We start from the raw sequence: 13,614 nt of genomic DNA, 5'->3' as shown, positions 1-13,614 counted from the left end.
AGACGGGGGTATTTGGCAACCCCCTATCATTCGCCTGCTGCTTCACCACCCGCATGTCGTGGATCAGACGCGCCATACAGCAGGCCGGTACGATGAGCCGAAAGGCTTGCCTGATTGGCAAGAATGCCTTCTGCGAGGCCCCAGGGACGATGCAGGGAGAAGGTATACCCCTCGGATTCCAGCTTCGCCTGAACATCAGGAGTGAGCGCACCAGGCTCGATTTCGACAGCTGTAGGTTCCCACTGCTGATGGATTCGCGGCAGATCGACCGCCTGCCGGATATCCAGCCCATAATCCAGCACGCCGAGAATCGCGGAAAGTGTAATCGTGGGGATACGGGAGCCACCCGGGCTGCCAATCACCATAACAACCTGCCCATCCTTCGAGACGATGGATGGAGACATGGACGACAGGGGTGTCTTGCCCGGTGCAATCGCATTTGCCGCTGAACCGACAATACCAAACATGTTCGGAGAACCCGGTTTGGCCGAGAAATCGTCCATTTCATCGTTCATCCAGATGCCCGTATGGCCACCCATGACACCCGCACCAAACCAACCATTAAGTGTGTAAGTGGCGGAGACTGCCATTCCGCTCTTGTCCAGAACGGAGAACTGCGTTGTCTCGTGCTTTTCCTGTGTATCGGGCGCAGCCGCGGCTTCTGCAACTGGCATCGCTTCTCCAGCACGGAGGCGAGACGACGAGAGTGCTTTGTCCAGCGGAATGCCAGCACGGACCTGTACCGCGTAACCGGGATCCGTCAGGTGTTCGATTGGATTGCTTACGAACGCGGGATCACCGAGATCACGTCGATCCGAATAGGCATGGCGCATCGCTTCGATTTCGCGTTGCACAGACGACGCCGTGTGCAGGCCCAACGCATGCATGTCATATCCTGAGAGAATGTTCAGGATTTCGCATAGCGCTACACCGCCGCCGCTCGGCGGGGGGGCTGTGTCGATTTCATAACCACGATAGGTGCAGCGAATCGGATCAAGGAAGCGGATATGATAGCTGGCCAGATCGGACGCCTGTACAATACCGCCGCCTTCCTTGCTCGCACGGGCGATCTCGGCTGCGATCGGCCCTGTGTAGAATGCCTTCGGGCCTTCCTTCGCGATCAGCTCAAGGGAGTTAGCCAGCTCTTTCTGAACAAGTCGATCACCTGCCTGAAGCGGTGTGCCGTCTGCGCGCAGGAAGACCGGACGCGCATAGACATCCTTCTGGAAATAGGGCGTTGAGGTATGCAGAAGCTGCGCGTCTCCGCCATTCAGCACAAATCCGTCACGAGCAAGAGCAATCGCCGGAGCCATGACTTTCGCGCGTGGCAGACGACCCCACTTCGTCAGAATCGCATCCAGACCCGCAACCGTTCCGGGAACCGCAACAGCTTTCCAGCCTTCCGTAGACAGCTTAGGAATAACGTTACCAGCGGCGTCCTGATACATGGTGGCTGTGGCTGCGCCGGGAGCGTGTTCGCGAAAATCGATAAAGATCGTTTTACCATCTATGAGGCGCAGGGTCATAAACCCGCCACCACCGATATTGCCTGCGGCCGGATACACCACCGCAAGCGCATATCCCACGCCCACAGCCGCATCGACGGCATTTCCGCCCTGCGCAAGGATCTTCGCCCCAACATCGGATGCGAGATGTTGGGCAGAGACAACCATTCCATGTCGGCCTGTGGCGAGAACGCCCGGCGTTACGGCATCGGGACCAAACGCCAGCGGATCATGTGCCGAACTCAGCGGAGTAGAAACCGGAGCAGCCAGAGCGGAGCTGCACATCAAGCCCGCCAAAATCGCAGAAAAAACGGTTTTCATGCACCTGCTCCGTAGGGTGGTTTGGTGAAACCTTTGGGGGAAAGGGTAAAGATTTCACAGCCGTCTTCAGTGACGCCGAGCATATGCTCGAACTGTGCGGAAAGCGTGCGGTCACGCGTCACTGCTGTCCAGCCATCATCAAGAATTTTCACGTCCGGCCGACCGATATTAAGCATGGGCTCGATCGTGAACACCATTCCGGGAACGAGCTTAACGCCCTGCCCTGGCTTACCGTAATGCAGAACATTCGGGGCCGCATGAAATGTGCGACCAATGCCATGACCGCAGAAGTCACGGACCACGGACAGACGGTTCCCTTCAGCGTATGTCTGGATGGCATGACCAACATCCCCAAGCGTATTGCCCGGCTTCACTTGGGCAATGCCACGCATCAGGGATTCATAGGTCACATCAATAAGGTTTTCGGCCTTTTTCGGCACTTTCCCAACGACATACATACGCGAGCTATCGCCGTACCATCCATTTACAATGGACGTGACATCAATGTTGAGAATGTCCCCGGCAGACAGTTTTTTCTCACTGGGAATGCCGTGGCAGACCACGTGATTGATCGAAATGCACGAGGATTTTGGGTAGTCGCGATAACCGAGGCAGGCCGGGATTGCATTATGAGCGAGCGTGAACTCGTGGATAATACGATCAAGCTCTCCCGTCGTTACGCCGGGCTGGACGTGCTCGGTGATCATATCCAGGGTTTCTGCTGCGAGGCGGCCCGCCGCACGCAGATGAACAAAATCTTCCCGGTCGTAAAGGACAATCCCGCGTTCGCTGTCGTCGGCCATACCTGCTGCCAGATCCTCTTATCAAAAAGAAGGACAGCATGCGTCCGTCAGGCCATGACCGCAAGCGCAAGCGGGAAATTCACGACGAAGCTTATCAGCCCCGGCTGTGATGTGCCGCTTTGTGGCGGACCGCAACATGCCGCGTCGTGACCATCCGAACGGATACCGGGTGATGCCCCAGTCGACCATAGCGACGCGGGCCGGAAGGAGCATCCGCAACCTCCATCGGGCGCGCAGCTGCGATCATCACGCCATGTCGAAAATGACGTCCATGCCTGGCAGAGGCCATCAACACACGCGGCGCAGCCGGATGCAGCAGAGGCTGAGGCGCCACACCTTCATCCGCAAACCCCTTGTCCAGAAGCGCTGCCATTTCCATTGAACGGCGCGCATTGCTGGTGGAACCCATCACGACGCCAATGAGGCGGACATTTCCGCGCTGGGCGGACGTTACCAGATTGCGGCCTGCCAAATCCGTATAGCCGGTCTTCAGGCCATCAGCACCTGCGTAGATTTTCAGCATCGGGTCATGATTGGGAATCATGCGGCGGTGAAAATAAAACGAAGGCACATCAAAATAGTGATAATACTGGGGGTAATCAGCAATCAGACGCTGCGCCAGAACTCCAAGATCCCGAGCAGTCGTGACCTGATCCGGGTCTGGAAGGCCGGAAGCATTGCGGAATGTCGTATTGGACATGCCGAGCGCCCGAGCCTGCTGCGTCATCAGGCCAGCAAACCGAACCTCATCCCCGCCGCCAAGGAATTCGCCAAGCGCACACGCAGCGTCATTCGCAGATTTTGTAACGAGTGCGAGAATCGCCTGCTCGACAGTGAGCTTCGTTCCGGGAACCAGCCCCAGCTTTGATGGAGCCTGCATCGAGGTATGAATGGAAACAGGAACCTGTTCATCAAGTGTGATCTGCCCCGCCTGCAATGCACGGAACGTCAGATACAGGGTCATGAGTTTAGTCAGGGATGCAGGGTATCTCTGAAGATCCGCATCGTTCTGCGCCAGAACCGCGCCAGTATGTGCATCCATCACGAAGCTGGAGACATGCCCCACATACTGAGCATGGGCTGAACCAACTCCTGTTGCCGTCATGGCACTTAGAAGCAGGGCTTTACGGAACCGGAAACGCATGTCTGACGGCCTCTGACTCGGGAAGTGCCATTTGAAACTGGCGAGGGCAGGAAACTCCCAACCTGATCCCCCACTGTAGGCGCATGGAAAAGGGCCCGTCCACAGCCTTTAAGCTCGATACCTTAATTTTATGTAAGCATGACCAAAAGCTGGCGCGATCATGGCGGAACCAAGGCAAAATTGACTAAAATCGCTCCACATCCCCCTCTTCTCAAGCGGGGGGAAGCGTCCCATATCATACCAGTCATGTCTTCTTACGCTATATTCCCGCACGTCCCAGAGCATCTGGCCCCTTCCTCTGTCTGGCAGACCACCGTGTCCGGCCAGCCACCGCAAGAGCCCGACTCCGACAAGCCCCAGTTTCCTGAGGATGATGATCTTCAGGCGAGCGTGGTCGTGCGGCCAAAACCCAAGACCCGCAAACCATCCATGTACAAGGTCTTGATGCTGAACGACGATTACACACCTATGGAATTCGTCGTCCATGTTCTTGAACGGTTTTTCTCAAAAACGCGCGATGAAGCCACGACCGTCATGCTCCACGTCCATCAGCGTGGTGTCGGCGTCTGTGGCGTCTTCACCTACGAAGTGGCCGAAAGCAAAGTCACGCAGGTGATGGATCTGGCCCGCCAGAATCAGCACCCTCTTCAGTGTACCATCGAAAAAGACTGAGATTTTCGCGGTTTTCAGTACTTCATGAAGGTTCCGTGATAATTTTCTGTTCATTTCCGCGTTTCTGACTGGCGTCGCACGCTGCATCGCGACAAGATACCTGACCAACGAGAGGTCGAGAGGAGCGCCATCCTATGCTGTCCCGTACGCTCGAACAGACGCTCCACCGCGCCCTTACATTCGCGGGTGATCGTCGTCACGAATATGCCACCCTCGAACATCTGCTGCTTGCGCTAACAGAAGACTCCGACGCCCTCACCGTATTCAAGGCGTGCGGAATCGATCTAGACAAGCTGCGCTCGGATCTGACGGAATTTCTCGATAAGGATCTCGCGGGCCTGGCCTCCGAACGTCCGACCGAGGCAAAACCGACAGCTGCCTTCCAGCGCGTGATCCAACGCGCTGCGATTCACGTCCAGAGTACCGGGCGTGACGAGGTCACAGGAGCCAACGTGCTTGTCGCGCTCTTTGCCGAGCGCGAGAGCCATGCGGTCTATTTCCTGCAATTACAGGACATGACCCGGCTGGATGCCGTCAATTTCATCTCCCACGGTATCGCCAAAGCCCCTGACCGTGGGACATCCCGTCGTGCGGCAAGTGCTTCTCGTGACAACTCCGAACGTGAAGAACGGAAGGAAACCACCAAGGAAGGTGCACTCGCCAGCTACTGCGTGAACCTGAATGACCGCGCAAAAGAAGGCCGGATCGATCCTCTTATCGGGCGAGATCAGGAAATCGAGCGCACCATCCAGATCCTGTGCCGACGGACGAAAAACAACCCGCTCTATGTGGGTGACCCTGGCGTCGGCAAGACGGCAATCGCCGAAGGTCTGGCAAAGCGGATCGTGGAAAAGGAAGTTCCGGAAGTCCTTTTCGACGCAACGATCTTCTCGCTCGACATGGGCTCCCTACTGGCTGGCACGCGCTATCGCGGAGACTTTGAAGAGCGCCTGAAAGCCGTGGTAACGGAATTGAACCAGACGCCCGGTTCAATCCTGTTCATTGACGAAATCCATACCGTCATCGGCGCAGGTGCGACTTCTGGCGGCGCGATGGATGCTTCGAACCTACTCAAGCCTGCGCTGGCTGCAGGCACACTGCGTTGCATCGGTTCAACAACCTACAAGGAATTCCGCCAGCACTTCGAAAAAGACCGCGCGCTTGTGCGTCGGTTCCAGAAAATCGATGTGCCAGAACCTTCGGTTGAAGACACGATCAAGATCCTGCGCGGGTTGAAGTCCAGCTACGAGAAGCACCACAAGGTTCGCTACACCGATGAGGCGCTGCGTGGTGCGGTCGAACTGGCTGCCAAATACGTGCATGACCGCAAACTGCCCGACAAGGCGATCGACGTGATCGACGAAGTGGGTGCTGCGCGGATGCTAGTGCCAGAAAACAAGCGTCGCAAGACAGTGACCCTCAAGGACGTGGAAGACGCGATCGCCAAGATTGCGCGCATCCCGCCCAAGAGCGTCTCCGCTGACGATCGCGAGACCCTCCGTCATCTGTCCCGTGATCTACGCAACATGGTATTTGGTCAGGACAAGGCAATCGATGCCCTTACGGCAGCCATCAAGCTGTCTCGTGCGGGATTACGCGAAGCCGAGAAGCCGATTGGCAACTACCTTTTCTCAGGCCCGACAGGCGTGGGCAAAACGGAAGTGGCCAAGCAGCTTGCATCCTCTCTCGGGATTGAACTCATCCGCTTCGATATGTCCGAGTACATGGAGCGTCACTCGATCTCGCGACTGATCGGTGCGCCTCCGGGGTATGTTGGCTTCGATCAGGGTGGCCTGCTGACGGATGCTGTTGACCAGCACCCCCATGCAGTCCTGCTTCTGGACGAAATCGAAAAAGCCCATCCGGACCTGTACAACGTCCTGCTCCAGGTCATGGATCATGGTCGCCTGACAGACCATAACGGCAAGATCGTCGATTTCCGAAACGTGGTGCTCATCATGACCACCAATGCGGGTGCCGCCGATCTGTCGAAGGAGGCTATCGGTTTCGGGCGCACGCTGCGTTCCGGCGAAGACGAAGAGGCCATCAAACGCACCTTCACGCCGGAATTCCGCAACCGTCTGGATGCGATCATTCCCTTCGCCAACCTCTCACCCGAGACGGTTGGGCGGGTTGTTGAGAAGTTTGTCCTTCAGCTTGAAGCACAGCTTGCAGACCGCCACGTCACGATCGAAATCTCGTCTGGCGCCAAAGAGTGGCTGGCCGAGCGGGGCTATGATCGCCTGTATGGTGCACGCCCACTGGGTCGCGTCATCCAGGAAAACATCAAGAAGCCTCTGGCGGAAGAACTGCTGTTCGGCCGTCTGGCAAAGGGGGGAGCTGTGAAGATCACCCTCAAGAACGATGCGCTCGATTTCGAGATCATCGAAGGAGCCTCCTCTTCCACAAAAGGAGCAGAAGGCGAACACAGCCAGGACGAGACCGCTAGCGGTTCCTGATCTGGTTCAGAAAAAAGCCCGGAAGGTCGTGCCTTCCGGGCTTTTTTATTATTCGTAGCGCGTGCCGTTCACAACGATATAGCCAGGCCATTGCCATTTGCGGCCCGTGCCGCGGTGCGTCCAGTCCACGCCCTGCTGACGCGGGCTGTCGAAATAGTATCGGCCCTGCACTTCAACCTGATCACCCTTCTTGACCCAAGGCCATTGCGGCGCATTCATTTCATCCAGATTGGAGACGATGCGAATGGATACGCCCTGCCCGACATTGAGATAAAAATAGCCATGAACGCCACTACGTGTCCGTCGCGCTCGCGGTGACAGGGCAATCACCTGACCGCAGATATGTTCCGGCAGGTCGATACGGCGCGGGCCACCCTGCTCGAAACCCTGCTGATCACTCAGAAATTTTGAATTATCGCACGACGCGGGCATAGACCCTACATTCTGTGCCATTGCAGCGACAGGGGCCAACAGGCAAGCCGCCGCAGCTAACAATACAGGGCGAAAGATCATGGGGCTTCTCCATTCATGGGAATAAGCCGTTATGGCGCGCACAGCATGATCCGTGAAACGGAAAAACACATATCGCGCTTATGAAGAGCCAGACAGGCAGGAAGCCTCATCAAGAATGTCCCGCAGAAGCGGCCATAATTCCGTACGCTCCATGGCGCTCACGCTGAAGCGCAGCATGGTAGACGACGCCTGCTCAGGTGAGAATAACGTTCCCGGTGCGAGGAGAATACCTCGCTCTGACGCAAGCCTTGCGACAAGTTCGGAATCGTATCCACAATCTGCCCAGACGAAAATTCCGGCCTGAGGAACGCTTGGCAGCCTCAGCCCACAACTCTGGAGTGCCTCGACACAGCGATGTCGTGCATGATCCACACGCTGCCGAAGTCGCAGAAGGTGCCTGTTATAATGCCCCTCATGCAGCAGATGATATGTCACGCTCTCCCCGAGCGAAGAAGTAGTCAGCCCGGCGAGCATTTTCAGGTCCGTCAGCCTTGCGATCAGATCTGGGCGCGCTGCCAGAAAGCCAACACGCAAACCCGCGGCGAGCGTCTTTGCATACCCACTCACAAGAATAACGCGCTCAAGTCTCCCCATGGCTGCCAGACGGATAGGAGCACCAGCATAGAAATCCGAATACGTGTCGTCTTCCACAATCAGGAAGTCATGACGCTCAGCCAGCATCAGTACATCATGCGCAGCAGCCACCCCAAGCGTATGGCCCGTCGGATTGTGCACTACGCTGTTGATGAGAAAGAGCCTGGGCTTATGAATTTGCGCCAGACGCTCAAGCATTCTGAGATCGGGGCCCTCCTCCAGCCTTGGAATGCCTACGATCCGAACGCCGTACGCGGCGAGACGCCCGAAGATCAGAAACCAGCCAGGCTCTTCCACAAAAACCGTATCGCCCGGCTGAACCAGCAGACGCAGCACAAGATCCAGACCATGCGTCACACCCGCAACTGTCAGGATATTGCGATCTGCCTGTGCAGGCACACCCTGCGCCTGAAGCCGACTTGCCGTCTGCTCCCGGAAACTGGGGAGGCCCCGTGGATCGCCATATTCCAAAAGCAGGGACTGGCTTCCCCGTCCTACAGCCCTGACAGCGGCATTGATCATCTCTGCATTGAGCCAATGCTGTGGCAACAGCCCCGCAGCGGCAGGAATCCGGTCTTTGGGATGAGGCCGGACCATCTCACCAATGAGCCATGAAATATCAAGCTGGGAGGGGGCACTGCGCTCCGGATCGCTGTATTCGGCCGTCGCTGGCAATGTTTCGGGCTGAATACGCACGAAATACCCAGACCCCTGCCGCCCTTCCACCAACCCGCTGGCAACAAGCCGATCATAGGCCTCAACAACTGTAAACCGGCTGATACCTGCGCTTTCTGCCATTTTCCGGACGGATGGCAATCGGCTTCCAGGCCTGAGGACATGCTGGTTGATGCGCGATATCAGTTCGTCTTCCAACTGGGAGACGAGCGTTCGTTCGCTCCCGCGAAGAGGTTGCCAGGACTGAAAAAATCCCGGCGATGAGGCTTTGACAACTGACATGGCCGTTTTTCCAGAACAGTTTGAAAATTGGCCGGTCAACTGTACCGGTCATGTTCAGGGATGATCGCTGATAATCTGCCTGTTCAAACCCCGCAATGGAAGATCCACGCCATGTCGCCCTCTTGGCAGGCTTTTGCTCCCCTCGTCGTGTTCGCCTTTGTTGCGTCCGTCACACCTGGTCCCAATAATACGATGCTGGCGGCTTCGGGCCTCAATCATGGGATGCGCAAAACCGTTCCCCATATTCTGGGCGTCAGCATCGGGTTTTCCGTCATGATTGGTATTATAGGGCTGGGTCTGGGCAAGCTCTTCGAGGCCGTTCCTCAGCTTTATACTGTCCTGAAATATGCGAGCGCGCTGTATCTGCTCTGGCTTGCATGGAAAATCGCCACATCGAAATCAGGCAGCGAAAACAGTGCAACATCCCGGCCGATCACGTTCCTGCAGGCAACGGGTTTTCAGTGGGTGAATCCAAAAGCCTGGGTCATCGCGATCGGAATCGTTTCCGCGTATATGCCTCAGGGAAACTACCTGCTCAATTTGCTGATTGTTTGCCTGATCTGCTGCATTGTGAATCTACCCTCTGTCAGCCTCTGGGCCGGCTTCGGCGCAGTAATGAAAAGAGGGCTGAGACAGCCTGCCATTCTGCGCAGCTTCAATTACGGAATGGCCGTCCTTCTGGTGGCGTCACTCTATCCCCTGATGTTGGAAAACGCGCATCACTGAGAGCATTCAGCTTACCAGCGGATAGTGACACGCCACTTCACGCCCGCCCGTGATCCCGCGCAACTCGGGCCGCTCCTGCGCACAGCGGGCCTGGGCAATCGGGCAGCGCGTGTGAAACCGGCACCCTGATGGCGGATTGACCGGGCTGGGCACATCCCCCGCGAGCGGGGGTGGCAATGGGCGGTCCGGACGAGGCACTGCATCGAGCAAGGCCTTTGTGTATGGGTGCGCGGGAGCGCCCAACACTGCAAGGCCATCTCCCTGCTCGACAATGCCCCCCAGATACATGACGGCAATGCGATCGGCCATTTGCCGAACCACGGCCAGATCATGCGAAATGAAAACACACGCCACACCAAGCTGACTGCGCAGATCTCCAAACAAATTGACGATCTGGGCCTGCACGGAAACATCCAGTGCAGAAACTGGCTCGTCCGCGACCAACAACTCGGGGCCGAGTGCGAGTGCACGCGCGATATTCAGCCTCTGGCGTTGGCCACCCGAAAACTCATGCGGGTATCGCTTTAGTACTGAACGCGACATCCCCACCTGATCGAGCAGTTCATGAACACGCTCCACAATGCCTGTCCGTCGATGAATTTTCAGAGGCTCGGCAAGTGCTTCCCCAACCGTTCGACGCGGATTGAAGGAAGCCGAGGAATCCTGAAACACCATCTGCATACGGGCGCGATAGGGACGCAGACTTCGGTCCGAAAGACCCGAAATCCGCGCACCGTCAAAAAGAACCTCTCCGGATGTAGGCGCGCCCAGACCAATCAGGGTCCGCCCAAGAGTGGATTTTCCACACCCGGACTCACCAACAAGCGCCAGTGCCTCTCCACGACGCACCTGTAACGACACTCCTGCGACAGCCTGAAGAACGCGGCCGCCACCGAGGCGGTAATGCTTCTCAACCGAGCGGGCTTCCAGCAGAATACTCATGCTCCGTACAGAACACACGCCACGCGCCTGCCCTCTCCCATTTCGATCATGTCAGGGCGTACGGCGCAATCTGGTCGGACTTTCGGGCAACGAGGCGAAAAGACGCATCCCGATGGCCGTGCCTCCGGGACGGGGGGCTGCCCAGGTATGGTTGGCAATCTCTCGGGCTTTGGGCCATCCAGGGGCGGAATGGCAGCCAGAAGAGCCTGCGTATAAGGATGCAGTGGCTGCTGAAGCACATCAACCACTGTGCCGCGTTCAACCACAACGCCAGCATACAGAACTGCAACATGCGTACAGCTCTGCGCGACAACGCCCATATCGTGGGTAATGAGCATTACGCCCGCTCCCTCTTCCCGCAGCGTACGCAGAAGCACCAGAATCTGTGCCTGAACAGTAACATCCAGAGCAGTTGTTGGCTCATCGGCAATCAGCAATGCTGGCGAACATGATAGTGCCATGGCAATCATGGCACGCTGCCGCAAACCACCCGAAAGCTGATGTGGATAACGCCTCGCGGCCATTTCAGGGTCAGGCACGCCCATCCGCTCCAGCAACTTGACGGTCAGTGCGCGTGCTTCGTGGCGGCTTAGGGGTTGATGCAGGCGGATCTGTTCGTCGATCTGCGCGCCAATCGAGCGGACTGGCAGAAAGGCGGTCATCGGATCCTGAAAAATCATGGCCATCTGCGACCCGCGGAGTTTGCGCCTTTCTTTCTCCCGCATCGAAAGCAGTTCGTGCTTTTGGAAAACGATGCTTCCCTTCGCTTTAAGGCGAGGCAGCAACCCCATGACACTCATGGCCGTCAGGCTCTTGCCGGAACCGGACTCTCCCACAACTCCCAGTGACTGACCTGCAGCAACATCAAGCGTCACGCCGTCAAGCAGCCTCCGTCCATCCGGAAGTTCAAGCCTTAGGTCCTGGATCTGAAGCAGCGGTTCAGCGCGCATTGCGGCCTCCTGCGATCCGTGGGTCCAGCAATGTATAGATACCGTCAATTAATGCGTTGGCCACAACAACGAAGATCGCAGAATACATAACGGTTGCCATGATCAGAGGCAGATCCAGCGTGGCCAGCCCCTGATAGGTCAGGCGGCCGACACCCGGAAGAGCGAAAACCACTTCCGTGAGCAATGCGCCCCCCCCCAGAAGCTGAGCAAAATCCAACCCAAAAAGCGAGACATAGCTCAGCCATGACAGTCGCAATCCATGCCACAGCCAGACGCGAACAGGCCCGGCGCCCTTGGCCCGCGCGGTACGGATGGAATCCTCGCCCATGGCCCCCAGAAGCTCGGCACGGAGCACCCGCGCATAAAGCCCGATGAAGGAGCTAGCGAGCGTCAATGATGGTAGGAACAGCGCCTTCGCCCACCCCCATGGGTTCTGGCTAAATGGGACATAGCCAAGCGAAGGCACCCACGAGAACATCCAGGTGTCATGCCATCGGCTCTGCGTGAAAAGATTGACCACTTCCCCCAGCCAGAACACCGGCATGGAAAGCCCGATCACCCCCAGAACCATCAGGATTCTATCTATCCAGCTATCACGCAGAACCGCTGATGCCACGCCAATCAGCAGGGAACCACCAACCCAGAAAAACGCTGCCCAGAGTACGAGCGAGAGCGTAACAGGCGCAGCACCCATGACTTCGGGCACGACAGGCTCCCCGTGATCGACATAAGACGTGAGATCACGCGTAACGAACAGCTTCTCCATCATGCGGACATACTGGATGGGCAACGCACGATCGAAGCCATATTCCGCACGAATGCGCGCCACGACCTGTGGGCTTGCTCCACGCCCGGCGATCCTTGCCGTCGGGTCTGCTCCAGGCGTTGCGAAGAAAATGCTGAAAACCAGAACCGAAATCCCGAAAATCACAAGCAGCATCTGCCCCGCACGGGAGAGAAAAGCGCCAATCATCGCCCTGCTCCTTTCGGATCAAGATGATCTCTCAGGCTATTTCCCAGAACGTTCAGCGCAAGCACGGTCAGAACGATGGCGATACCCGGAACGATCGCCACGGCAGGTCGCGTATAGAGCAATCCTTCCCCGTCCTGAATGATAGACCCCCATGATGCGGCTGGTGCCTGCACGCCAAGGGAGAGGAAGGACAGTGCAGACTCAGCAAGAAGACACAGAGCCATGACCAGCGGCCCCAGAACCACCATTGTCGTAGCCAGATTGGGAAGGATCTCGCGCAACACGATCCGTCCATGGGATGCACCCATTCCCCGCGCTGCCATGACAAATTCGGCCTGCGCCAGACTCAGAGCCCGGGCCCTCAGCGGACGGGCGGCATAAGGCACATAAACCAGCGCGATAATAACGATCGGTATCAGCAGGCTGTCAGCGCCAATAACAAAGGGTCCAAGACGCAATCCGTGCCCGACCGTCACAACAGAAAGCGAAATCGCGAACAGGTAAACCGGAATGGCCCACATGATATCGAGAATACGCGACAGGATTATATCAACCCATCCGCCGAAATACCCGGCACAGATCCCGATCATTCCTGCCAGTGTCAGGCACAACAGCGATGCCGTTGCTGCAATCAGCAACGAATTTCGTCCGCCATACAGAACGCGTGCCGCCACATCCCGCCCCTGAGAATCAGAACCCAATGCATAGGGTCCTGGCTGCCAGTCCGGCCCTAGTGGCGTCAGGCCTAGGTGGAGGGGATTGTCGTTCGGCTGCATCAGATCGACCGTCTGGCCACCTCTCTGAGTTGTGCCCGCCAGATCTGAGGCAAATGGATCAACCCCCACCATTGCCGCGTAGAGAGGAGCGCTCAGGGATGCCAGAACAATCCCTGCTAGCAGAAAAAGGGCCGCGACAGTTCCCTTGCGGGCACGCAACCCATCAAGCCAGCGTAAAGAGCGGTCTTTCAGCACGATCCATCCCTGGCCCTTATGGCCTCTCTTGATCCAGCATCCTGCAAAACAGATGCCAGCGCCGTTTCCCGGAGACAGAAAAGA

12 protein-coding genes are annotated in these 13,614 nt (G+C 57.3%); 3 read left to right on the top strand and 9 right to left on the bottom strand.

The genetic code is table 11. The annotated features are described in order from the left end of the window. Positions 1 to 26: 26 nt before the first annotated feature. From ggt to GWA01_RS00330, 3 genes are all read right to left on the bottom strand, one after another. Complete coding sequence (gene ggt / locus GWA01_RS00340) at positions 27 to 1,826, bottom strand: gamma-glutamyltransferase (protein WP_146792929.1); 1,800 nt, start codon at positions 1,824 to 1,826, stop codon at positions 27 to 29. After that, entirely contained in the window at positions 1,823 to 2,629 is an 807-nt protein-coding gene (gene map, locus GWA01_RS00335; protein ID WP_146792927.1) for a type I methionyl aminopeptidase, read from the bottom strand. The genes ggt and map overlap by 4 nt, the downstream gene beginning before the upstream one ends. 94 nt (positions 2,630 to 2,723) lie before the next feature. Then, the gene (locus GWA01_RS00330) at positions 2,724 to 3,773 is read right to left on the bottom strand and encodes a D-alanyl-D-alanine carboxypeptidase family protein (protein WP_146792925.1); all 1,050 of its coding nucleotides are present in this window, start codon (positions 3,771 to 3,773) and stop codon (positions 2,724 to 2,726) included. 246 nt (positions 3,774 to 4,019) lie between these two features. Here GWA01_RS00330 and clpS point away from each other — a divergent pair, with 246 nt between their 5' ends. Then, positions 4,020 to 4,445: an ATP-dependent Clp protease adapter ClpS gene (gene clpS / locus GWA01_RS00325; protein ID WP_228118240.1), complete on the top strand. Its 426-nt coding sequence runs from the start codon at positions 4,020 to 4,022 to the stop codon at positions 4,443 to 4,445. Positions 4,446 to 4,579: 134 nt separating this feature from the next. Continuing rightward, positions 4,580 to 6,904: an ATP-dependent Clp protease ATP-binding subunit ClpA gene (gene clpA / locus GWA01_RS00320; RefSeq protein ID WP_146792923.1), complete on the top strand. Its 2,325-nt coding sequence runs from the start codon at positions 4,580 to 4,582 to the stop codon at positions 6,902 to 6,904. A gap of 48 nt (positions 6,905 to 6,952) precedes the next feature. On the opposite strand, the gene GWA01_RS00315 is transcribed toward clpA, so the two are convergent. Together GWA01_RS00315 and GWA01_RS00310 are read right to left on the bottom strand one after the other, a co-directional pair. Then, a complete protein-coding gene (locus GWA01_RS00315) occupies positions 6,953 to 7,417 on the bottom strand; it encodes a DUF3465 domain-containing protein (RefSeq protein WP_146792921.1) in 465 nt (154 codons plus the stop codon). A gap of 78 nt (positions 7,418 to 7,495) precedes the next feature. After that, positions 7,496 to 8,968 carry an aminotransferase-like domain-containing protein gene (locus GWA01_RS00310; protein ID WP_146792919.1) on the bottom strand — a complete coding sequence of 491 codons (1,473 nt, stop codon included), beginning with the start codon at positions 8,966 to 8,968 and terminating at the stop codon, positions 7,496 to 7,498. A 111-nt stretch (positions 8,969 to 9,079) separates the two neighbouring features. On the opposite strand from GWA01_RS00310, the gene GWA01_RS00305 reads away from it, so the two are divergent. Then, the gene (locus GWA01_RS00305) at positions 9,080 to 9,694 is read left to right on the top strand and encodes a LysE family translocator (RefSeq protein WP_146792917.1); all 615 of its coding nucleotides are present in this window, start codon (positions 9,080 to 9,082) and stop codon (positions 9,692 to 9,694) included. Between the two features lie 6 nt (positions 9,695 to 9,700). Here GWA01_RS00305 and GWA01_RS00300 read toward each other — a convergent pair whose 3' ends face one another. Genes GWA01_RS00300 through GWA01_RS00285 form a run of 4 tightly spaced genes read right to left on the bottom strand, consistent with a single transcriptional unit; the run spans position 9,701 to position 13,494 of the window. Continuing rightward, on the bottom strand, positions 9,701 to 10,636 hold the full coding sequence (locus GWA01_RS00300; RefSeq protein WP_146792915.1) for an ABC transporter ATP-binding protein: 936 nt from the start codon (positions 10,634 to 10,636) through the stop codon (positions 9,701 to 9,703). After that, on the bottom strand, positions 10,633 to 11,586 hold the full coding sequence (locus GWA01_RS00295) for an ABC transporter ATP-binding protein (RefSeq protein ID WP_146792913.1): 954 nt from the start codon (positions 11,584 to 11,586) through the stop codon (positions 10,633 to 10,635). The genes GWA01_RS00300 and GWA01_RS00295 overlap by 4 nt, the downstream gene beginning before the upstream one ends. Next, positions 11,576 to 12,559 carry an ABC transporter permease gene (locus tag GWA01_RS00290; protein ID WP_146792911.1) on the bottom strand — a complete coding sequence of 328 codons (984 nt, stop codon included), beginning with the start codon at positions 12,557 to 12,559 and terminating at the stop codon, positions 11,576 to 11,578. The genes GWA01_RS00295 and GWA01_RS00290 overlap by 11 nt, the downstream gene beginning before the upstream one ends. Next, a complete protein-coding gene (locus GWA01_RS00285; RefSeq protein ID WP_228118402.1) occupies positions 12,556 to 13,494 on the bottom strand; it encodes an ABC transporter permease in 939 nt (312 codons plus the stop codon). Before GWA01_RS00285 ends, GWA01_RS00290 begins: the two co-directional genes overlap by 4 nt. Positions 13,495 to 13,614: the final 120 nt, after the last annotated feature.

The sequence above is a fragment of the Gluconobacter wancherniae NBRC 103581 genome (assembly GCF_007988885.1).
Lineage (GTDB): Bacteria > Pseudomonadota > Alphaproteobacteria > Acetobacterales > Acetobacteraceae > Gluconobacter > Gluconobacter wancherniae.
The sequence above is the reverse complement of the archived record's forward strand: the minus strand, read 5'-3'. Positions and strand labels throughout refer to the sequence as shown.